21 protein-coding genes and 1 tRNA gene are annotated in these 19,559 nt (G+C 68.6%); 8 read left to right on the forward strand and 14 right to left on the reverse strand.

The annotated features are described in order from the left end of the window. Positions 1-139: 139 nt before the first annotated feature. The 7 genes from IB230_RS07810 (at position 140) to IB230_RS07840 (ending at position 8,343) form a co-directional block, all read left to right on the forward strand. On the forward strand, positions 140-3,385 hold the full coding sequence (locus IB230_RS07810) for a lamin tail domain-containing protein (protein WP_192270658.1): 3,246 nt from the start codon (positions 140-142) through the stop codon (positions 3,383-3,385). Between the two features lie 286 nt (positions 3,386-3,671). Continuing rightward, positions 3,672-4,757 (forward strand): pyruvate dehydrogenase (acetyl-transferring) E1 component subunit alpha, encoded by a 1,086-nt coding sequence (gene pdhA, locus IB230_RS07815; protein WP_192270660.1) that lies wholly within the window; start codon positions 3,672-3,674, stop codon positions 4,755-4,757. An 8-nt stretch (positions 4,758-4,765) separates the two neighbouring features. After that, positions 4,766-5,797 (forward strand): alpha-ketoacid dehydrogenase subunit beta, encoded by a 1,032-nt coding sequence (locus IB230_RS07820; protein ID WP_192271387.1) that lies wholly within the window; start codon positions 4,766-4,768, stop codon positions 5,795-5,797. Next, entirely contained in the window at positions 5,797-6,165 is a 369-nt protein-coding gene (locus tag IB230_RS07825; RefSeq protein WP_192270662.1) for an SH3 domain-containing protein, read from the forward strand. Before IB230_RS07820 ends, IB230_RS07825 begins: the two co-directional genes overlap by 1 nt. Next, complete coding sequence (locus tag IB230_RS07830) at positions 6,162-7,538, forward strand: dihydrolipoamide acetyltransferase family protein (protein ID WP_192270664.1); 1,377 nt, start codon at positions 6,162-6,164, stop codon at positions 7,536-7,538. The genes IB230_RS07825 and IB230_RS07830 overlap by 4 nt, the downstream gene beginning before the upstream one ends. Next, the gene (locus tag IB230_RS07835) at positions 7,535-7,906 is read left to right on the forward strand and encodes a VOC family protein (RefSeq protein WP_225589256.1); all 372 of its coding nucleotides are present in this window, start codon (positions 7,535-7,537) and stop codon (positions 7,904-7,906) included. The genes IB230_RS07830 and IB230_RS07835 overlap by 4 nt, the downstream gene beginning before the upstream one ends. A 50-nt stretch (positions 7,907-7,956) precedes the next feature. After that, on the forward strand, positions 7,957-8,343 hold the full coding sequence (locus IB230_RS07840; RefSeq protein ID WP_192270666.1) for a VOC family protein: 387 nt from the start codon (positions 7,957-7,959) through the stop codon (positions 8,341-8,343). A gap of 4 nt (positions 8,344-8,347) precedes the next feature. On the opposite strand, the gene IB230_RS07845 is transcribed toward IB230_RS07840, so the two are convergent. From IB230_RS07845 to IB230_RS07865, 5 genes are all read right to left on the reverse strand, one after another. Next, on the reverse strand, positions 8,348-8,782 hold the full coding sequence (locus IB230_RS07845; RefSeq protein WP_192270668.1) for a BLUF domain-containing protein: 435 nt from the start codon (positions 8,780-8,782) through the stop codon (positions 8,348-8,350). A gap of 73 nt (positions 8,783-8,855) precedes the next feature. Continuing rightward, entirely contained in the window at positions 8,856-10,460 is a 1,605-nt protein-coding gene (locus IB230_RS07850; protein ID WP_192271391.1) for a M28 family metallopeptidase, read from the reverse strand. A gap of 182 nt (positions 10,461-10,642) precedes the next feature. Further along, positions 10,643-11,572 (reverse strand): MBL fold metallo-hydrolase, encoded by a 930-nt coding sequence (locus tag IB230_RS07855; protein WP_192270670.1) that lies wholly within the window; start codon positions 11,570-11,572, stop codon positions 10,643-10,645. Between the two features lie 95 nt (positions 11,573-11,667). Then, entirely contained in the window at positions 11,668-11,967 is a 300-nt protein-coding gene (locus tag IB230_RS07860; RefSeq protein WP_192270672.1) for a hypothetical protein, read from the reverse strand. 2 nt (positions 11,968-11,969) lie between these two features. Next, positions 11,970-13,265 (reverse strand): tryptophan--tRNA ligase, encoded by a 1,296-nt coding sequence (locus IB230_RS07865; protein ID WP_192270674.1) that lies wholly within the window; start codon positions 13,263-13,265, stop codon positions 11,970-11,972. Between the two features lie 192 nt (positions 13,266-13,457). Between IB230_RS07865 and IB230_RS07870 the strand changes: the two genes are divergently transcribed. Next, the gene (locus tag IB230_RS07870; RefSeq protein WP_192270676.1) at positions 13,458-14,258 is read left to right on the forward strand and encodes a hypothetical protein; all 801 of its coding nucleotides are present in this window, start codon (positions 13,458-13,460) and stop codon (positions 14,256-14,258) included. Between the two features lie 73 nt (positions 14,259-14,331). Here IB230_RS07870 and IB230_RS07875 read toward each other — a convergent pair whose 3' ends face one another. The 9 genes from IB230_RS07875 to plsY form a co-directional block, all read right to left on the reverse strand. Then, positions 14,332-14,553, reverse strand: a complete 222-nt coding sequence (locus tag IB230_RS07875; RefSeq protein ID WP_062358006.1) for a CsbD family protein — start codon at positions 14,551-14,553, stop codon at positions 14,332-14,334. A 225-nt stretch (positions 14,554-14,778) separates the two neighbouring features. After that, complete coding sequence (locus IB230_RS07880) at positions 14,779-14,913, reverse strand: entericidin A/B family lipoprotein (RefSeq protein WP_192270678.1); 135 nt, start codon at positions 14,911-14,913, stop codon at positions 14,779-14,781. A 191-nt stretch (positions 14,914-15,104) separates the two neighbouring features. Beyond that, entirely contained in the window at positions 15,105-15,257 is a 153-nt protein-coding gene (locus IB230_RS07885) for an entericidin A/B family lipoprotein (protein WP_192270680.1), read from the reverse strand. A 149-nt stretch (positions 15,258-15,406) separates the two neighbouring features. Next, entirely contained in the window at positions 15,407-16,330 is a 924-nt protein-coding gene (rocF, locus tag IB230_RS07890; protein ID WP_192270682.1) for an arginase, read from the reverse strand. Positions 16,331-16,426: 96 nt separating this feature from the next. After that, a tRNA-Thr gene (locus IB230_RS07895) sits at positions 16,427-16,502 on the reverse strand. 13 nt (positions 16,503-16,515) lie between these two features. Continuing rightward, entirely contained in the window at positions 16,516-17,184 is a 669-nt protein-coding gene (locus tag IB230_RS07900; protein ID WP_192270684.1) for an SPOR domain-containing protein, read from the reverse strand. Between the two features lie 19 nt (positions 17,185-17,203). Then, a complete protein-coding gene (locus tag IB230_RS07905) occupies positions 17,204-17,953 on the reverse strand; it encodes a type III pantothenate kinase (RefSeq protein WP_192270686.1) in 750 nt (249 codons plus the stop codon). Continuing rightward, positions 17,950-18,918, reverse strand: a complete 969-nt coding sequence (birA, locus tag IB230_RS07910; RefSeq protein WP_192270688.1) for a bifunctional biotin--[acetyl-CoA-carboxylase] ligase/biotin operon repressor BirA — start codon at positions 18,916-18,918, stop codon at positions 17,950-17,952. Before birA ends, IB230_RS07905 begins: the two co-directional genes overlap by 4 nt. Continuing rightward, on the reverse strand, positions 18,915-19,538 hold the full coding sequence (plsY, locus tag IB230_RS07915; RefSeq protein WP_192270690.1) for a glycerol-3-phosphate 1-O-acyltransferase PlsY: 624 nt from the start codon (positions 19,536-19,538) through the stop codon (positions 18,915-18,917). The genes birA and plsY overlap by 4 nt, the downstream gene beginning before the upstream one ends. Positions 19,539-19,559: the final 21 nt, after the last annotated feature.

Raw genomic sequence — 19,559 nt, forward strand, 5'->3', positions numbered from 1 at the left:
ACAAGCCGAATGAAATCCGGCACTTATGTCATGCCGATGAAATGCGTGTAGCCCACGCTTTGGTTACATTGCGTCGGCCGGGGGCGGCATCGCCTCCGACAGGGGGCGGCGTCCATTCCACTGAGGGAGAACCCGTTACATGGAAATGCCACGGGGCCGCGTTGCGGCCGTGCTCGCGTCATTCGCCTTGCTCTTCGCCGCCACGTCGGCGCAGGCGCAGGTGGTCATCAGCCAGGTCTACGGCGGCGGCGGCAACAGCGGCGCCACGCTGAGACATGACTTCATCGAGCTGCGCAACAACGGACCCACCGCGGTCGACCTGAGCGGCTGGAGCATCCAATACGCCTCCTCCGCGGGCAACAGTTGGGGCGGCCGCACCAACCTCAGCGGCAGCATTCCGGCCGGCGGCTTCTACCTGATCCAGCAGGCGCAGGGCGCCGGCGGCACGGTCGACCTGCCCACGCCGGACGCGGTCGGCACCATCGCCATGGCGGGTACCGCCGGCAAGGTCGCCCTGAGTCGCAGCACCACGGCCCTGACCGGCGCCTGCCCGCTCACCGATGCGAACGTGGTCGACTTCGTCGGCTTCGGCAGCGCCGCCAACTGCTTCGAAGGCAGCGCGCCGACCGGCACGCTCAGCAACACCACCGCCGCGCTGCGGGGCGGCGACGGCAGCATCGACACCAACAACAACGGCGCCGACTTCGCGGTCGGTACGCCGAATCCGCGCAACAGCGGCGCCGAGCCGCCGGAACCGCCCGATCCGCCGGTGGCCCTGACCATCGCGCAGATCCAGGGCAGCGGCCTGTTGTCGGCATACAACGGCAAGCGCGTGGTGACCGAAGGCATCGTCACCGCCATCAAGTTCAACAACGGCTTCTTCCTGCAGGCCGCCAACGACGACGGCGACCCGACCACGTCCGACGCCGTGTTCGTGTTCACCAGCAGTGCCCCGCCGGCGACCGCCGCGGTCGGCACACGCGTGCGCGTGACTGGCACGGTCGAGGAATACACGCCGTCGTCGAATCCGCACCAACTGGCGATCACCGAGATCGTCACCCCGACCGTCGAAGTGCTGGAAACCAGCGTCGCCCTGCCCGCCGCGATCGAACTGACCGCCGCCGAACTGGGCCCCGACGCCCTGCCCGGCACGCTGGAGCGGTTCGAAGGCATGCGCGTCAGCGTGGCGCAGTCCGTGGTCATCGCGCCGTCCGGCGGCAGCCTCAGCGAGGCCAACGCCACCTCCAGCAGCGATGGCGTATTCCATGTCGCCCTGCCCGGCGTGGCGCGTCCGTTCCGCGAACCCGGCATCGCCGTGATGGATGCCATCACCCTGCCGGCCGGCAAGAACCCGCCGCGCTTCGACACCAACCAGGAACGCCTGATGGTGCGCAGCCGTGGCCAGGTGGGTGCCGTGCCGCTCTCGGTCGACACCGGTGCGGAAGTCGCGGGCCTGATCGGCGTGCTCGACTACTTCGCCGGCACCTGGGCGCTTCTGCCCGACGTGGCCACGCCGCCGACCGTCACCGGTGGCCGCCTGCCCGAAGCCGTCAACGACGCGAGCTACGACGAAGTCACCATCGGCAGCTTCAACTTGTTGCGCCTGTTCGACGAGGTCAACGACAGCAACGGCGCGGTGACGCTGACGCCGGAAGCGCTGGACAAGCGCCTGTCGAAGGCGGCGCTGGCGATCTGCGACTACCTGAAGGCCCCGGACATCGTGGGTGCGGTGGAAGTGGAGAACCTGCGCGTGCTGCAGCTGCTGTCCGAGCGCATCGACGCCACCTGCGCGGCGCGTCCGGGCTACGTGCCGTACCTGCAGTCGGGCAACGACGTCGGCGGCATCAACGTCGGCTTCCTGGTCAGTTCGCGCCAGACCGCCGCCGGCGTGGCCCGTGTCGAGGTGCTGGATGTCGCGCAGTTCGGCAAGGAAACCACCATCGCCAACCCGAACGGCACCACCAGCCTGCTCAACGACCGTCCGCCGCTGCGCCTGCGCGCCCGCGTGCACCAGGATGCGACGTCGAGCTATCCGCTGACGGTCATCGTCAACCACCTGCGTTCGCTCAACGACATCAACGACACCCTGCCGGGCAGCAGCGGTTGGGCCACCGGCGGCGAGCGCGTGCGGGTCAAGCGCGGCGCCCAGGCGGTCTACCTGGCCCAGCTGGTGCAGGAGATGCAGCAGGCGAACCCGGACGAGAAGATCGTGCTGGTCGGCGACTTCAACGCGTTCGAGTTCAACGACGGCTACGTCGACGTGCTGGGCATCATCAAGGGCGACGCGGCGGCGGAAGACCAGGTGCTGACGTACATGGCCAGCCCGCTGACCACGCCGCTGGTCGACGGCTCGCAGCTGATTGCCGACCCGGCGCAGCGCTACTCGTATTCGTTCGAGGGCAATGCGCAGACGCTGGACCACGTGCTGGTCAACGAAGCGCTGGTGATGGACGCGACACTGCGCGTGGACCATGCGCGCATCAACGCGGACTTCGGCGTCGACAACTTCGGTGATGCCTCGCTGGCCGTGCGTTCGTCCGACCACGACCCGGTGCGCCTGACCATCCGCGTGCCGTCGTTCGCCCGCGCCGACCTGTCGGCGACGGTCTCGGTCGACCGTGCCACCGCCAATGTCGGCGAGACCGTGCGCTACACCGCGACGGTCCACAACGCCGGTCCGGGCGCGGCCTCGCCGGCAGCGTTCGCCTTCGTGTTCTCGGCGGAACTGTCGCCGTCGCTGACGACGCTGCCCGCCGGCTGGAGCTGCGCGGCGCCCGAGGTCACCGGCGGCACCACCCGCGTGGCCTGCACCGTGCCGTCGCTGGCGGTGGGCAGCGAGGCGACATTCGCGATCGACGCGGTCGTCCCGGCCAGTGCCTCCGGCACCACGCTGGGCCTCGGTGTGTCGGCCAACTCCACCGTGCTCGACCCGGCCAACGGCGACAACGCCGCGTCGGTGTCCGTGGCCGTCGCCGCCCTGCCGACCCGCAAGGCCGACCTGTCGGTGAAGCTGGCCGGCGGTGCGCTGCCGCTGCTGCGCAACACCATCGCCACCCTCCTGGTGCCGGTCCGCAATACCGGTCCGGACACCGCCGAGCAGGTCAAGGTGGTGCTGACCAGCAACGTGGACGCCCGCTACGCCGCCGTCGCCGCGCCGAGCGGCTGGTCGTGCACCCGCGTGCAGGACACCGCCGACGGCTCAAAGGCCGAATGCACCCGCCGCGGCGCCATGCCGAAGAGCGTGCAGACGCTGGCCTTCGCGATGGTCGTGCCCGGCAAGCCGAAGCGCGGCACCTCGTTCGAGTTCGAAGCGACGGTCAGCAGCGACACGCCGGACCCGAACACCGGCAACAACCACGACCGCCTGGTCCAGCGCATCCGCTGAACTTTCGCGACATCGTGGGGTCGACAGGGGCGCGGGCAACCGCGCCCCTTGTCGTTCCGGGGCGCCGTTCGCGCATGATGGGACGCACGACACGTCCAGCCCACCCCGAGCGGCAGGCGGACTGACACCGAACGACACGCGGCAACCGCCTGTTTCCGCACCGTTTTCGCCCGACGACGCGCGCCATGCGCCCTCGTCTTGCTGCAATGCACGACGGCAGTCGCGAGCGCAGTCCCTAAAATTACATTTGAAACCAATTCCGCCGGCCGACGAGAACACCGTCCAGATGACCACCGCCGCAAGCTTCGAAATCGAATACCTCCAGTACCTGGGCCCCGACGGCACCCTGGTGCGCGACGACCTGCCCGAGGCCGGGCGCGATGTCGCCCGCCTGCGCGAGCTGTTCAAGCAGATGCTGTTCGTCCGCACCTTCGACACCAAGGCCATCGCCCTGCAGCGCACCGGCAAGCTGGGCACCTACGCCAGCTGCCTGGGCCACGAGGCCACCCATGTCGGCATCGGCGCGTCGATGCGCACCGGCGACGTCTACGCCCCCAGCTACCGCGAGTACGGTGCCATGTTCATGCGCGGGGTGAAGCCGCGCGACGTGCTGATGTACTGGGGCGGCGACGAACGCGGCAGCGACTACGACCGCGCCAGCGACGCGCGCAACGACTTCCCGTTCTGCGTGCCGATCTCGACGCAGTGCCTGCACGCGGCCGGCGCCGCCCTGTCGTTCAAGCTGCGCAAGCAGTCGCATATCGCGGTGAGCACCTGCGGCGACGGTGGATCGTCGAAGACCGACTTCTACGCCGCACTGAATTCCGCCGGCGCCTACGAATTACCGCTGGTGCTGGGCGTGATCAACAACGGCTGGGCCATCTCGGTGCCGCGCAGTGCGCAGACCGGCGCGCAGACGCTGGCGCAGAAGGGCCTGGCCGGCGGCCTGCACTGCCTGCAGGTCGACGGCAACGACCTGATCGCCGTGCTGGACGGCATGCGCCGCGCCAGCGAGCGCGCCCGCAAGGGCCAGGGCGGCACGGTGATCGAATTCGTCACCTACCGCCTGTCCGACCACACCACCGCCGATGACGCCCGCCGCTACCGCGACGATGCCGAGGTGAAGGCCGGCTGGGAGCGCGAACCGATGACACGCCTGCGCACCTGGTTGACCGCGCAGGGCGCGTGGAGCGAGGCCGACGAGGCCGCGTGGAAGGAAGAATGCGGCGCGCTGGTCGACGAGGAGGTCAATGCCTACCTCAATACGCCGGTGCAGCCGGTCGAAGCGATGTTCGACTACCTGTACGCCGATCCGCCGCCGGAACTGCTGCAGCAGCGCGCCGCCGCGCTGGCCGCGGAGGGCCGGGCATGAGCGCCGTGATGGAGAACAAGACCGTGGCGAAGACACAGAACGCCGGGACCGTGGCCACCCCGACCGCGATCACCCTGATCGAAGCGATCACCCAGGCGCTGGCCTGGGAGATCGCGCACGACGAGTCCGTGCTGGTGCTGGGCGAGGACGTGGGCGTGAACGGCGGCGTGTTCCGCGCCACCGCCGGCCTGCAGCAGAAGTTCGGTCCTGAGCGCGTGCTGGACACGCCGCTGGACGAGACCACCATCGCCGGCCTGACCATCGGCCTGGCCGCGCAGGGCATGAAGCCGGTCGCCGAAGCGCAGTTCGATGGCTTCGTCTATCCGATGGTCGACCACATCATCTGTCACGCGGCCCGCCTGCGTACTCGCACACGCGGGCGCCTGCACTGCCCGATGGTGCTGCGCGTGCCGTGGGGCGGCGGCATCCGTGCGCCGGAACACCACAGCGAAGCGAATGAGGCCATTTTCACCAACGTGCCCGGCCTGCGCGTGGTGATGCCGTCCTCGCCGCAGCGCGCCTACGGTCTGCTGTTGGCCGCGATCCGCGATCCGGACCCGGTCATCTACATGGAACCCAAGCGCATCTACCGCCAGTACAAGGAAGTGGTCGCCGACGACGGCGAAGCGCTGCCGCTGGACGTGTGCTTCGTGCTGCGCGACGGCACCGACGTGACCCTGGTGACTTGGGGCGCGCAGGTGAAGGAAGCGCTGGAGGCCGCCGACAAGCTGGCCGGCGAAGGCATCAGCGCGGAAGTCATCGACGTCGCCACGCTGCGCCCGCTCGACTTCGACACCATCGCCGAATCGGTCGCCAAGACCGGCCGCTGCGTGATCGTGCACGAAGCGCCGCGCACCGCCGGCTTTGGTGCCGAGATCTCCGCGCGCCTGGCCGAGCACTCGATGTACGACCTGCTGGCCCCGGTCGAGCGCGTCACCGGCTACGACACCCACATCCCGCTGTTCCGCCTGGAAATGAAGTACCTGCCGAGCGTCGACAAGATCGTCGCGGCAGCGAAGCGGGCGATGGCGGCCGGCTGATGCACGCCCACGCCGTCCGCGACTACCGCACGCAGTACGCGAACCCGATCCGGTTCGCGCGCGGCGACGTGGTTGCGCTCGGCGCACGCGACACCGAGTGGCCGGCATTCGCCTGGACCACCACCGCCGACGGCAACGCCGGCTGGGCGCCGGTGGACTGGCTGCAACCGCAGGACGACGGTCGCGCCATCGCCCTGCGCGACTATTCCGCGCAGGAACTCGACGTGCAGGCCGGCGAGACCGTCGCCCTGCTCCACGAACTGGGCGACTGGTGGTGGTGCACGCATGCGGACGGCCGCAGCGGCTGGCTGCCGGCGCGCGACCTGCAACCGATCAACGAAACGACTTCCGAAGAGACATCCGCATGAGCGAGAGCAAGACCTTCCACCTTCCCGACCTGGGCGAAGGCCTCCCGGACGCCACCATCGTCGAGTGGTTCGTCAAGGAAGGCGACGTGATCCGGCTGGACGAGCCGCTGGTCTCGATGGAAACGGCGAAGGCTGTCGTCGAAGTCCCGTCGCCCGTCTCCGGCAAGGTCGTGAAACTGGCCGGCGCCGCGGGTGATGTCGTCGTCACCGGCAGCATGCTGGCGGTGTTCGAACCCGACGCCAGCCTGCCGCAGCGCGCGGAAGGCCAGGACACCGGCCACCACCACGGTCCGCCGAAGCCCGCTTCTGTGGGAGCGACGTCAGTCGCGAACCCTGCACCCGATGCCGCCTCGACCGCGACTGACGCCGCACCCAGCGATGAGGAAGCAGACGCCGGCACCGTGGTCGGCGCGATGCAGTCCTCCAATGCGATCCACACCGAGCAGGCGGTCGCCGTCGGCGGCGTCAAGGCGATGCCGGCCGTGCGCGCGATGGCGAAGAAACTGGGTGTCGACCTGGCACGCGTTCGCGCCACCGGCGCCGACGGCGCGGTGACGATGCAGGACGTGAAGCAGGCCGCCGCGGACGTCTCCGCGCGTGGCGGCAGCAGCGCTGCGCCGCCGGCCGCGCGCAGCGTCTCCGCTCCCGCGCCTGCGCCGATCGCGACTGCGCAGCGCACCACGCTGTCCGCCAGCGGCAAGCCGATGCGCACGCAGCCGCCGGGCGTCTCCGTCAGCGGCCAGCCCGAGCAACTGAAGGGCGTGCGCCGCAACATGGCGCGCGTGATGGCCGACGCGCATGCGAAGGTCGTGCCGACCACGCTGAGCGACGACGCGGATATCCATGCCTGGACGCCCGGCAACGACGTCACTGGCCGCCTCGTCCGCGCCATTGTCCGCGCTTGCAAGGCGGTGCCGGCGATGAACGCGTGGTTCGACGGCGACAAGCTGACCCGCACGCTGCACCCGCATGTGGACATCGGCATTGCCGTGGATACCGACGATGGTCTGTTCGTGCCGGCGCTGCGCAACGCCGACCTGCTGGAAGCCGGCGGTGTGCGCGAAAGCATCAACCGCCTGCGTGCGCAGGTGGAAGACCGTAGCATCCCGCCATCGGAACTGACCGGCTACACGATCTCGCTGTCGAACTTCGGCATGTTCGCCGGCCGCTACGCCACGCCCGTGGTGGTGCCGCCGTGCGTGGCCATCGTCGCCGCGGGCCGCGCGCGCCACCAGGTCACGCCGGTGATGGGCGGCTTCGAGTCGCACAAGATCATCCCGCTGTCGGTGACCTTCGACCACCGCGCCTGCACTGGCGGCGAGGCGGCGCGCTTCCTCAAGGCCCTGATCGACGACCTCGCCCTGCCGGCATGAGCTTCCGCCGGCTGACGCCGATGCTGCGGACGCCGGACCTGCCCGGCACGCTCGCGTTCTATCGCGACGTGCTGGGCTTCGAAGTTGCTTCGGGCGCGCCGGAACACGGCTGGCTGGCCCTGCGCCGCGACGGCGCCGGACTGATGCTGTCCGGACTGAACGACCACGAGGGCGACACCGCGCCGGGATTCACCGGCTCGCTGTACCTGGAAGTGGCCGACGTCGACGCACTCTGGGACGCCGTGCGCGACCGCGCCCGCATCTGCTACACGCCCGAGACCTTCGCCTACGGCATGCGCGAGTTCGCCGTCTACGACAACAACGGCTACCTGCTGCAGTTCGGCACGCCGGTCGCGGACGACGCCTGACCGCGAACGGTGGCAGGATGGCGCCGTCGCCCATCACCCGGTAATCCGCCATGGCCCACCGCAGCCGTCTCGCCGGTTTCATCATCGACAGCCAGGTCGACGACCTGCCCGCGGCGTCCGCGTTCTGGAGCGCCGCCCTCGGGCTGAAGGTCACCGATCCGGATGACGGCGATCTGGGCATCTACGACAAGTTCGAACCGGGTCCGGGCGGCCTGCATATCGAAGTGCAGAAGGTGAAGCACGAAGCGCGCGTGCACCTGGACATCGAAACCGACGACATCGAGGCCGAAGTCGCGCGGCTGGAAGCGCTCGGCGCGAAGCGCGTGCAGCACGTGCGCAACCGCTGGTGGGTGATGGAAGCGCCTACCGGCCACCGCTTCTGCGTAGTGCCGATGAACGAAGGCAGCACGCGGGCGAAGCCGAACCGCTGGCCCTGAAGTCTCAGCGCGCGAGCGCTGCGTCGTCTTTCCAGAATGCCAGCAGGCGTGCCAGCCCCACCGACGACGCAATGTCGTCCTCCAGCCAGGGCGCATCGCGCTGCCACTGCGCCTGGCTCAGCTGCTGCACGACACTTCGCGGCGCTTCCGAAAAGCCCATGTGCCATCGCTGGAAACGACGCGCCTCCACCCTGCCCTGCTCCAGGATCTCCAGCCGATGGTGCTGGCTGGCGCGGGTGATCCGCGCATAGATCTGCTCGACATCCGCGCGCGTGCCTTCAAGGTACTGCACGAACTGCTGGTTGCCGTAGATCAGCGCGCCGGTGACGTTCGCGAGTTCGTTGTTGACGCGCGCATCCAGCAACAGGACATCAAGGTCCGACGCGTCCATCGGGCGCGTCGCGTGGCTCTGGTAGACCAGTGCATGAAGAGGCGCCACGGAAGGACCGGTGTTGCAGGAGGAAGCGGCAGCATAGCGCGGGCACGACCATGAACGGCGTGCGCCAGCGCCGCTATTTGCGTTCAGTCTCGCTGCGCTCGCGCACGGCCTTGAACTCCGATCCTTCCCGCCAGCTCGGCCATGCAGCACCATCCGCGATCTCGCGGCCCAGGAAGTAGAGCAATCCCACATCCTGCGCCTGGCCCGTCGCGTCCCATGCCTTCGTCCACGCATCGCAGGGCTGGTGGTAGCACTTGGCGAAGTACGCATCGCGCAGCGCCTTGCCGCTGTCGATGCCGCCTTCGACACGGTCCAATCCCGCACCGATGGTGATGGCGGGCACGCCGGCACGCGCGAATGCGAAATGATCGGCGCGGTAGAAAAAGCCCGCTTCCAGATTGGGGTCGGGCGAGTAGCGGCGCCCGTTCGCCTCCGCCACACGCTTCAGGTCGCTCTCCAGCGACACGCGGCCGTTGCCCCATGACGCAATGTCGTGGTTGGGACCGTCCGGACTCAGCATCTCGATATTGAGCACGGCCGCGGTCTTCTCCAGCGGCGCCAGCGGGTGCGCGGCGTAGTAGGTCGCGCCCTGCAGGCCCTTTTCTTCCGCGGTCAGCGCCATGAACAGCAGCGTGCGCTGCGGGCGGGGGCCGGCGGCGAACACGCGCGCCAGTTCGATCACCGCCGCCACACCCGTGGCGTTGTCGATGGCGCCGTGGCGGATGCCATCGCCCTGCGCATCCGGCGCACCGATGCCGTACGCATCCCAGTGCGCGGAGTAGATGACGGTTTCGTCCGGACGCTGCGCGCCCTCGATCCGGCCGATGACATTGTGCGATACCACTTCGTCGCGCTTGACCTTGAACGCCGCGGACAGCGTCGCGTCACCCAGCGGGACCGGCACGAACGCCGCAGTCTGCGCGCGCCGCTTCTCTGCTTCGAAATCCAGGCCCGCGCCGGTAAACAGCGACTCGGCCAGACTGCGCTGCATCCAGCCGCGTACGCGCGTGTGGTAGCGAGCGGCGTCCTCGCGCGGGATATCGAACACCGGCGACAGGCCCGACGCCCGCACCGTGGACCAGCCGTACGCGGCGGGCGCCGTCTCGTGCACGATCAGCACGCCCACCGCACCCTGGCGCGCGAGTTCCTCGTACTTGTAGGTCCAGCGGCCGTAATAGGTCACCGCGCGACCATCGAAGACACCCGGTTGCGGGGTCTCGTAGTCCGGATCGTTGATCAGCACCACCGCGACCTTGCCCTTGAGATCGACGCCCTTGTAATCGTCCCATTGCCGCTCAGGCGCATGCACGCCATACCCGACGAACACCAGCGGCGCGTCCTCCAGCGCGACCTCCGACACCGGACTGAGGCTCTGCAGAACGAGGTCCTCGCCGTTGGCCAGCGTGCGCGACCGACCCTGTGCACGCAGGGTCGCCGTCACCGGGCCGTCGACCTGCGCCCGCACCAGCGGCACGGCCTGCGTCCATCCACCTTGTTCGCCACCGGGTTGGACACCGGCCTTCTTCAAGGCGTCGACGATGTAGGCGATCGTCTTCGTCTCGCCCGGTGTCGCCGGCGCGCGGCCCTCGAACTCATCCGAAGCCAGCACTTCCACGTGCTTCGACAGGTTGTCGGCGCTGATGCCGCCGCCGGGGATGTCCGCGGCGAACGCGGGCATCATGCCAAACGACAACAACAGCAACGGGAGTGAGCACTTCATGGGAGTCTCGATCTGATGCGATGGACGTCGCGAGTCTAAAGGATGGACGTGGGAGCGACGCCAGTCGCGATGAAGAGCGCAAGGTCCGTCATCGCGACTGACATCGCTCCCACAAACGAGAATTCATAGACCTGCGGGCTTCACGGACGCCCGCGGTCCAGCCAGACGCCCAGGCCTTGCGCGTTCAGTTCGATGTCCATCGCCAGAATGCGCGCGACATCCTCGTCCGCCAGCGGCACCTGCATCGCATGCGCGCGCTCCAGATACAACGCGGTCAAGCCCGCGGCCAGGCAGCGATGCCGATCGGCGCGCCCGTCGCAACTGTCGGCGATCGCCACCATCGCATCGATCTGTTCGTACAGCGCGTGTGCCAGTCGCGAGACATCGCCGACACGGCCATAGTGGGTCAGGTACATGCCCTCCGGCGCATGCGCGACCATGCGTGCGATGCTGGCCTTCAGCGCCACCGGCTCGAACTGCACGGGCGTGCTGGTCGGCAGGATGAAGGCACCCTGCGGGCCGTCCAGTTCGCGGTAGGACAGCCCGAACGTATCGCCGGTGAACCAGCAACGGCTGCGTTCGTCCCACACGCAATGGTGGTGGCGCGCGTGGCCCGGCGCATCGATGCAGAGCAGCGGACGTTCGCCCAGCATCACGACCTCGCCATCCCCCACGACGCGCACGCGGGATTCCGGCACCGGCTGGATCGCGCCGTAGCTTCGCTGGATCTCTTCTTCGCCATAAACGGCCGTGGCGCCCGCGATCAGCTTGGTCGGATCGACCAGGTGCGGCGCCGCACGCGAGTGTGCGATCAGTGTGGCATTGGGCAGGTGCTGCATGAGCAGCCCGGCGCCACCGGCATGGTCCAAGTGCACGTGGGTGACGATGAGGAAGTCGACGTCCTCGGGCGTCACGCCAGCCCGCTGCAACGCAGCGAGCAGGTGAGGCACGGAATGGTTGGTGCCGCAGTCGATGAAAGCAGCGCGACCGTCTTCGACGACGAGGTAAGCCGCGTCGAAATGATCGCGCTGGAACGCGGTGTCGATGGTATGGATGCCGTGCAGGCTCATCCGCGTACCTGTGTGGGGACGGATGATCCGATTCTAGTCCCGGTATCGCGGCCTTACGACCCGCCTTTGGTGGAACGGTCCATCCGCTGACGGCATCAGCCCCGCGACAACCACCAGACTCGCAGCGGCACCGCCAGCGTCAGCACGAACAGGAACGCGCCGTACGCCACGAGCGTGGCCAGCACCTGCTTCCAGATCGCGCCGGTGCCGACATCGGCCGCGCCCAGGGCATAGCCCCACTGCATGCCGATGAAGCTCAGCAGGAACGCCACCGCCAGCACCACCAGGTCGAAGCCCTTGCGACGCGCATTGCGCGGCTGGCGCGGGAACAGCCAGAACAGCGAGCCGAGCAGCAGGAACCAGGGCAGGAACAGGATCACCGCGAGATACGGCATGCTCAGGCCTCCGCGGCGCGCAACGCCGCCAGTGCCGCCAGTGCTTCGTCGACCGGCACCTGCAGCACGATCGCCGGCGTCTGCATCGCATCGGCCTGCTCGGCCTGCTTCAGCACGCCGATCAGCTTGCCGGCGTCCTTGGGCGAGTCGAAGCCGTTGCTCTGTATCAGCACGTTGCCGTCCGCATCCGCCAGCTTGAAGTAGAACCGGCCGTCGGTATCGCGGTACTGCTTGAATGCCGGCAGCGCGACCTTGGACGGCCCGACCTTCGCTTCCACCACCGGCACCTGCGACAGGTCGCGCAGGCCCACGGCGTGGCGAAGCTCCGCCAGCAAAGGCGTGGCGTAACGCTCGCGCAGGCGGCGCGCACCGTCGCGCAGGATCGCTTCGATGTCGCCGGGTTTCGCCATCAGCGCTTCGTACTTCTCGCGCAGCGGCGCGATCTCGGCATCGATGCGTTCGAACAGCTGCTGCTTGGCCTCGCCCCAGCCGATGCCGTCGGCGAACTGCTGCGCGAAGGCGCGCGTCTCGTCTGCGCTGGCGAAGGCCTGGTACAGCTGGAACAGCGCCGAGCCTTCCGTGTCCTTCGGCTCGCCCGGACCGCGCGAGTCGGTGAGGATGGAGAACACCAGCTTCTTGAGCTCGTCCCGAGGCACGAACAGCGGAATGGTGTTGTTGTAGCTCTTGCTCATCTTGCGGCCGTCGAGGCCGGGCAGCGTCGCCACGTTGTCGTCGATCAACGCTTCCGGCAGGGTGAAGTACTCCTTGCCGTACACGTGGTTGAAGCGCTGGCCGAAGTCGCGCGCCATCTCGATGTGCTGGATCTGGTCGCGCCCCACCGGCACCTGGTGCGCATTGAAGATCAGGATATCCGCGGCCATCAGCACCGGGTACATGAAGAGGCCCGCGCTGACCCCCGCATCCGGGTCTTCGCCGTCGGCGTTGTTCTTGTCCACCGCCGCCTTGTAGGCATGCGCGCGGTTGAGGATGCCCTTGCCCGCCACGCAGGTCAGGAACCAGGTCAGCTCGGTGATCTCCGGCACGTCGCTCTGGCGGTAGAACCACACCTTGTCCGGCTCCAGGCCACAGGCAAGCCAGGTCGCCGCGATCTCCAGCGTGGAACGCTGCGTGCGCCCCGGGTCCTGCGCCTTGATGAGGCTGTGCAGGTCGGCCAGGAAATAGAAGCTTTCCGTATCCGCGGCGCGGCTGGCGGCCACGGCAGGGCGCACGGCGCCGACGTAGTTGCCCAGGTGCGGCGTGCCCGAGGTGGTGATGCCGGTAAGGACGCGGGTGGTCATGTGCAGTGCGGGGGAATGCGGGAAAGCGGCCAGTTTACCGGCTGGGGCCAGGGCATGCGGACCCAAGGCCTGCGACACGGCGTCGCAGGCGCACCCTGCCCGCGGCTTAACCGGCACCGGCATCGTCCACCCGGACAACCCCGTTGCCTCCGGCCGGCCGTTCGCAGCAACGTCCCCACCAGGAGAACGGACATGCTGCACCGCATCCTCGCATCCCTCGCCACGCTGGCCCTGCTTGCCTGCGCACCCGCCCATGCCGGTCCGCTGGTCGACGTCAGCGTGGTCGACCGCGACACCGGCGAATGGCTGGCACAGCATCCGCACCGGGGCGATCTCTGGGTCGCCGGCACGCCCGGCAACCGCTACAGCGTCCGGCTGACCAACACGACGGGCGAGCGCGTGCTGGTGGTGCTGTCCGTGGACGGGATCAACGCCATCACCGGCCAGACCGCCAACCCCTCGCAGGCCGGCTACGTGCTGGAGCCGTGGCAGACCACCGAGGTCACCGGCTGGCGCAAGTCGATGAGTGACGTGGCGCAGTTCGTATTCACCGACCTCGGCGACAGCTACGCCGCACGGACGGGACGGCCGCGCAACGTCGGTGTGATCGGCGTTGCCGCGTTCCGAGAGGCCCGTGCCTACCGCTATCCGCAGTACACGCCACCGCCGATCGCGCGCGGATCGATGGAGAAGCGGGCGGAGGCGGAAGCCGCCGCGCCAGCGGGCTCCTCCCGTGGCATCGCCGCCAACGACGCAGCCAGGCAGCAGAGCATCGGTACCGGTCACGGCGGTCGCGAGTGGTCACCGACGTCGCGAACGGGGTTCGACCGCGCGACCCGCCAGCCGGAGCAGGTGAGCGAAGTGCGCTACGACGAGTACCGCCGACTGGTCGCACTGGGCGTGGTTCCCCGTCGTCATGGACCGACGTGGCGCGATGAAGGCCCGCGCGCATTCCCCGGCGGATTTGTCGCCGACCCGCCGCGCTACCGCTGACCCTCGCGCACGAAAGAAGACGGGCCGCATTGCGCGGCCCGTCTTGTACTGTCCGTCAGCATGATTGCGCGCGTCAGTGCTTGAACGTGCTGTCCGAACGCAGCGTGCGCTGGAAATCCTCGACTTCGGTGTTGGCACGGTCACGGTCGTACCCGTAACGCTCCTGCAGCTTGCCGGTCAGGTACTCGGCATTGCCTTCCGCGACCTTGAAGTCGTCATCGGTCAGGTCGCCCCACTTCGCCTGGATCTTGCCTTTCAGCTGCTTCCAGTTACCGGCGATGATGTCCTGGTTCATGGTGTTGCCTCATTTGATTGAGCGGCAGGGGGCGCCGCGCGGACAGCATCGCAACGCGTCCGTTGCGCGACGATCAACCCGACGTCAACACGCCATTAGGAATCGCTGAACCGTTCACCGGCATGAGCCCGCATTCTCAACCGTGAATACGCGCGGGTCGCTTCCAGGCCGCCGGAAACGAAGAAGGCCGCCCGGAGGCGGCCTTCTTCGTGCGACGGAATCGCGTCACTTGCCGGACGCGTCCTCGACCTTCTCGCCGACCTTCTGCACATCCTTGCCCACGCCTTTCACGGTATTGCAGCCGGACAGCACGGCAATCGACAACAGGGCCAGTACGATCAGTGCGGAAAAACGCTTCATGGCAGAACTCCTCGACATAGGTGGAAAGGGCGCGATGCGGGCGGCGTGCCCTGTCGTCGCGTGCGGCGAGTCTGATTCAACCACACTGGCTGGCGCCTGACCAACGGGCCGGCCGGAACGACGGGGGCCGGGTCGCCCCGGCCCCGTCATCGCCCCGCGACCCCGCTTTCAGGCGCGCGGGACCGGTGCGATCAGCAGCGGCCGTCCTTGCAGTCCTGGGCCTTGTCTTCGACCTTTTCGCCCACCTTCTGGACGTCCTTGCCGGCGCCGGCCACGGTGTTGCAACCGGACAGGACCGCCATCGAGAACATCGCCATCATCAACAGGGCCATTGCACGCTTCATGAGTCGCCTCCTTGGATTGGACAGGGAGCCACCGCAGGTGCGTCCGACGCCGCGGTGGCGTGTGCAGCCACCTTCAGCGGCGCAACGTATAGGCCACGTGAAGCCGCCTATGGCCTGTTCAGTCGCAGTTTTCCCAATCGCGGCCGGCGTCAGTCGCGCATCAGCGTGGACTTGCCGAACAGGCTTTCCACCAGATCCACGGTCAACTTGGCGGTGCGGTTGCGACGGTCAAGCACCGGGTTCAACTCGACGATATCCAGCGACCCCATCAGGCGCGTATCGGCGATCATCTCCATGACCAGCTGCGCCTCGCGGTAATTGGGGCCGCCCGGTACCGTGGTGCCGACGCCCGGCGCGATGCTGGGGTCGAGAAAGTCCACGTCGAAGCTGACGTGCAGGTGGGTATCGCCGTCGACGCCCTCCAGTGCGGCCTCGATCGTGCGCTTCATGCCGACCTCGTCGATGTAGCGCATGTCGTACACATCGACCCTGTGGTCCTTGATCAGCTTCTTCTCTTCCGGATCGACCGAACGGATGCCGATCTGCCGCACCATCGCGGGCGTGATCGCCGGGGAATCGCCGCCGAGCTTCGTCAGCGCATCGGGACCTATCCCGCACAGGCACGCCACCGGCATGCCATGGATGTTGCCCGACGGTGTGACCTCGCTGGTGTTGAAATCGGAATGCGCGTCCAGCCACAGCACGCGCAGCTTCTTGCCGGCCCGGCGGCAATGCTGCGCGACCGCGGTGATGGATCCCATCGCCAGGCAATGATCGCCGCCCAGCATCATCGGCAGGCGTCCACGGTCCAGTTCCGCCGCGGTGGCGTCCATCACGGCGCGGTTCCACGCCACCACCTCATCGAGGTGGCGATAGCCCGCGACGGGACCGGTCCACGGATTGGACGGTCCCTGCACATTGCCGGTATCGATCACGTCCACACCGCGCGCCGCCAGCGCTTCGCCCAGACCCGCGATGCGGAGCGCATCCGGCCCCATCCGTGCACCGCGATGTCCAGCGCCGATGTCGGTGGGCACGCCGATCAGGGAGACCGGGGGAAAGGCTCGACTCATGGGTACGTCCTGTGGAAAACAGGCGCACAGTCTAAGTGGTCGGCAATGACGGGGCTGTGGCATCGCAGCACGGTCGCGCCATCAGCCGCAGGAACATGGTGCCGCTTATCCGAATCGAACGGATGACCTACCGCTTACAAGGCGGTTGCTCTACCAGCTGAGCTAAAGCGGCGCGGGTCGCAATTCTAGCGCAGCGCGGTGCATTCGAGGGGCTGGGGGACACCGCTGGATGCGGTACGCGCCACTTCGGCCGCGTCCACACCGTCCGCCACACCCGCATCCAGCCACCACAGGCTGGGACCGGCGCGACCCACCGGCTGCAGTGCTGCCCCGAAACCCGCGGCCTGCAGTTGCGCAAGGCGACGGTCCGCGGCTTCACGGCTGCGATAGCGCCCCAGGGCAATCCCGTTCGCCTGATCGCCCTGGCGTACCACCAGGAAATCGTCGAAGCCCGCTGCACCGATGCGCGCCGCGATGGCCTGTGCATCTTCCAGCGTCGCGGACGGCGGGATCACCACCTGATAGCCACTGGCGCTCGTGCCAGGGATTTCACGAAGACGCGTGCGCAACAGTCGCCCCGCGGTCGCCGCCTGCGCTTGAGTGGCCGCCGCCTGGCTCGTGTAAGGCCCCAGGCTGAAACAGGCAGCCATGGAAGCTTCGGCGGCGGGCAAGGTCGCGGCCGATGCCGTCGGCGCACTCGCCGGCGACGCGGGCTCGTCCACCAATTGCAGGCGGGCCACGCCCGACGGCAGGGCGAGTGGCGGCGCAGGCGGCGCCACGGGGCGTGTCAGCCACCAGGCGGCGGCGCCCAGATTCAGGACAACCAGCAGGACGATCAGGGCGCGGATCAGCATGCCGTGATTCTAGCCGCGCTCACGCATCGCCATCGAGGCGCGCCCAGACAGCCAATCCCTCGAGCACGAGGGATGGCGCCAGCACTGCGCCCTGCAACCAGGGCATCAAGCCGGCGGCGCCACCGCCATGCAACAGCAACGCCGGCCGTTCGCCCAGCCTGTCCTCCGCCTGCAGCAGGCTGCGCTCGACGAGACCCAGCGCGGCGCCTTCGCAGCCGGACGCCAGCGCGTCGGGCGTGTCGGCAGCGAACTCGACGTAGTGGCCTCCCGTCACCGGCAGTTGCCCGGCCGCGGCGTGGAGAGCCTCGCGCATCAGGTGGGGCGAAGGCGCGATACGCCCACCCCGGTGAAGACCCTGCGCATCCAGCAGGTCGACGGTCAGTGCCGTGCCCACGCCCACCACCAGCCAGCTCCGGGCCGCGCGGCGACGCGCGGCCAGCAGCGCGAGGAATCGATCCACGCCCAGCCGCGCGGGCTCGTCGTACGCGATGCGCACGCCGGCCAGCACAGGCTGCGTGCGCGGAAGGGAAATGGTGCCGAATCGTAGGGTCAGCCAGTCGATGACGGCCGCCGTGCGTGCCGGCGACGCCACGCTGGCGACGACGGCCATCGAGGCTTCCCGCGCCATCGTCGGCGGCAGCATCGCGTCGAGCGATGCGACGAAGCCTTCGTCGTACGCGATGGCCTGCACATGGCCGAGCGTGCCATCGGCATGCAGCGCCGCGCACTTCACCCTCGAGTTCCCCAGGTCGAACACCCACTGCGTCATGTCGCCCTCACGCTGACCTCGCCTGCATGCACCAGCCGCATAGCCTGCCCCATGTTCACCCTCAGCGCGCCGTCATCGCCGATACCATCGGCCACGCCCTGCTCGTCGCCCTGAGGACCATGCACGGTGACGGCGCGCCCCGCCAGCACATCCAGTGCGGCGTAACGCGCGAGGAAGGGCGGAAGGCCGTCGTGATCGAACTGCTCCAGCGCCGGCAGCAGGGCATCCAGCAACTGCGCCGCCAGCGTGTTGCGCGACGGCGCACCATCGGCCAGCCGGGCGAGATCCGTCCACGCCTGATCAATGCTGGTGGCCATGGGTGCCGGCATGCGTACGTTCACGCCGATGCCGATCACCGCGCGTACCGGACCCCCGTGTTCGCCACCGCCTTCGACCAGGATGCCGCCAAGCTTGCGGCCGTGCGCGAGCAGGTCGTTCGGCCACTTCACGCCCACGGCATCGTAGCCGGCCTGTTTCAACGCCTCGGCGACCGCCACGCCGACCACCAGGCTGAGGCCGCCCAGGCGCGCGAGGCCACCGGAGAATTGCCGCGACAGCGACAGATAGAGATTCGATGCGATCGGCGACGCCCACTGTCGCCCGCGACGGCCGCGGCCGCCCGTCTGCTGCTCGGCGAGCAAGGCGTCGAGACCGCGCTCGGGTGCCTTGCGCCGGAGCAACTCGCTGTTGGTCGAGTCCAGCGACCACGCCACCTCGAGTGACGACAGGGCACCGACGGTCGCGGCCTGCAGTTGCGCACGGATGCGGTCGGCGTCCAGCAATTCGACCGGTTCGGCGAGCGCATAGCCACGCCCGGCCTGCGCATCGATGCGTACACCGCCTTCGCGCAGCGCCTCGATGCGCTTCCACATCGCGGCACGCGTCAGGCCGGCATCGCGCGCCAGTGCATCACCGGACACCGGGCCTTCGATCAGGCGCTGCAGCAGTTCGCGCTCGCCGGTCATGCGCGTCGTCGCCAGATGCGCGCACGCTCGAAGCGCGACTCGGTGCCTTCGCGCAGGCGGCGGACATTCACCCGATGGGTGAACAGCACCAGCAACGCCGCGGCCACCGCGAACACCTGGGCGGCACGATCGACCGGCATCCACCACGCCAGCGGCACCAGGCAGGCGGTGGCGATGATCGATGCCAGGCCGACGTAACCCGTCGTCACCAGCACGCCCAACCACGCCGCGAACAACGGCAGCAGCACCATCGGCCACAGCACCGCCATGCCACCCAGCAGCGTGCCGACGCCCTTGCCGCCGCGGAACCCATGCCAGACCGGCCAGACATGGCCCATCGCCGCGACGAACACCGCCAGGAATCCCAGTGCGCGCGGCGACAGTGGTCCTTCGCCCGGCGCGAACCGCAGTGCCAGCCACGCCGCCAGCGCGCCCTTGCCGATATCGATCAGCACCACGCCCTGTGCGAACTTCGCGCCCTGCGTGCGGAAGGCATTCGTGCCGCCGGCATTGCCGCTGCCCTGCGTGCGGATGTCCACGCCACGCAGGCGGCCGAGCATCAGGCTGCCCGACACAGAGCCGATCAGGTAGGCGAACAGCAACAGGCAGGCGGTCAGCATGACGCCATTATGGGCCACGCC

Source organism: Pseudoxanthomonas sp. PXM01 (assembly GCF_014851815.1).
Taxonomy (GTDB): domain Bacteria; phylum Pseudomonadota; class Gammaproteobacteria; order Xanthomonadales; family Xanthomonadaceae; genus Pseudoxanthomonas_A.

Coding starts and splice junctions, on each gene's coding strand:
- IB230_RS07810 (WP_192270658.1), top strand. CDS start 140: ATGGAAATGCCACGGGGCCGCGTTGCGGCCGTGCTCGCGTCATTCGCC.
- pdhA (WP_192270660.1), top strand. CDS start 3,672: ATGACCACCGCCGCAAGCTTCGAAATCGAATACCTCCAGTACCTGGGC.
- IB230_RS07885 (WP_192270680.1), bottom strand. CDS start 15,257: ATGAAGCGTGCAATGGCCCTGTTGATGATGGCGATGTTCTCGATGGCG.
- IB230_RS07900 (WP_192270684.1), bottom strand. CDS start 17,184: ATGCTGATCCGCGCCCTGATCGTCCTGCTGGTTGTCCTGAATCTGGGC.
- birA (WP_192270688.1), bottom strand. CDS start 18,918: ATGACCGGCGAGCGCGAACTGCTGCAGCGCCTGATCGAAGGCCCGGTG.
- IB230_RS07870 (WP_192270676.1), top strand. CDS start 13,458: ATGCTGCACCGCATCCTCGCATCCCTCGCCACGCTGGCCCTGCTTGCC.
- IB230_RS07875 (WP_062358006.1), bottom strand. CDS start 14,553: ATGAACCAGGACATCATCGCCGGTAACTGGAAGCAGCTGAAAGGCAAG.
- IB230_RS07825 (WP_192270662.1), top strand. CDS start 5,797: ATGCACGCCCACGCCGTCCGCGACTACCGCACGCAGTACGCGAACCCG.
- IB230_RS07880 (WP_192270678.1), bottom strand. CDS start 14,913: ATGAAGCGTTTTTCCGCACTGATCGTACTGGCCCTGTTGTCGATTGCC.
- IB230_RS07835 (WP_225589256.1), top strand. CDS start 7,535: ATGAGCTTCCGCCGGCTGACGCCGATGCTGCGGACGCCGGACCTGCCC.
- IB230_RS07855 (WP_192270670.1), bottom strand. CDS start 11,572: ATGAGCCTGCACGGCATCCATACCATCGACACCGCGTTCCAGCGCGAT.
- IB230_RS07850 (WP_192271391.1), bottom strand. CDS start 10,460: ATGCCCGCGTTCGCCGCGGACATCCCCGGCGGCGGCATCAGCGCCGAC.
- IB230_RS07840 (WP_192270666.1), top strand. CDS start 7,957: ATGGCCCACCGCAGCCGTCTCGCCGGTTTCATCATCGACAGCCAGGTC.
- rocF (WP_192270682.1), bottom strand. CDS start 16,330: ATGAGTCGAGCCTTTCCCCCGGTCTCCCTGATCGGCGTGCCCACCGAC.
- IB230_RS07860 (WP_192270672.1), bottom strand. CDS start 11,967: ATGCCGTATCTCGCGGTGATCCTGTTCCTGCCCTGGTTCCTGCTGCTC.
- IB230_RS07830 (WP_192270664.1), top strand. CDS start 6,162: ATGAGCGAGAGCAAGACCTTCCACCTTCCCGACCTGGGCGAAGGCCTC.
- IB230_RS07865 (WP_192270674.1), bottom strand. CDS start 13,265: ATGACCACCCGCGTCCTTACCGGCATCACCACCTCGGGCACGCCGCAC.
- IB230_RS07820 (WP_192271387.1), top strand. CDS start 4,766: ATGGAGAACAAGACCGTGGCGAAGACACAGAACGCCGGGACCGTGGCC.
- IB230_RS07905 (WP_192270686.1), bottom strand. CDS start 17,953: ATGACGCAGTGGGTGTTCGACCTGGGGAACTCGAGGGTGAAGTGCGCG.
- plsY (WP_192270690.1), bottom strand. CDS start 19,538: ATGCTGACCGCCTGCCTGTTGCTGTTCGCCTACCTGATCGGCTCTGTG.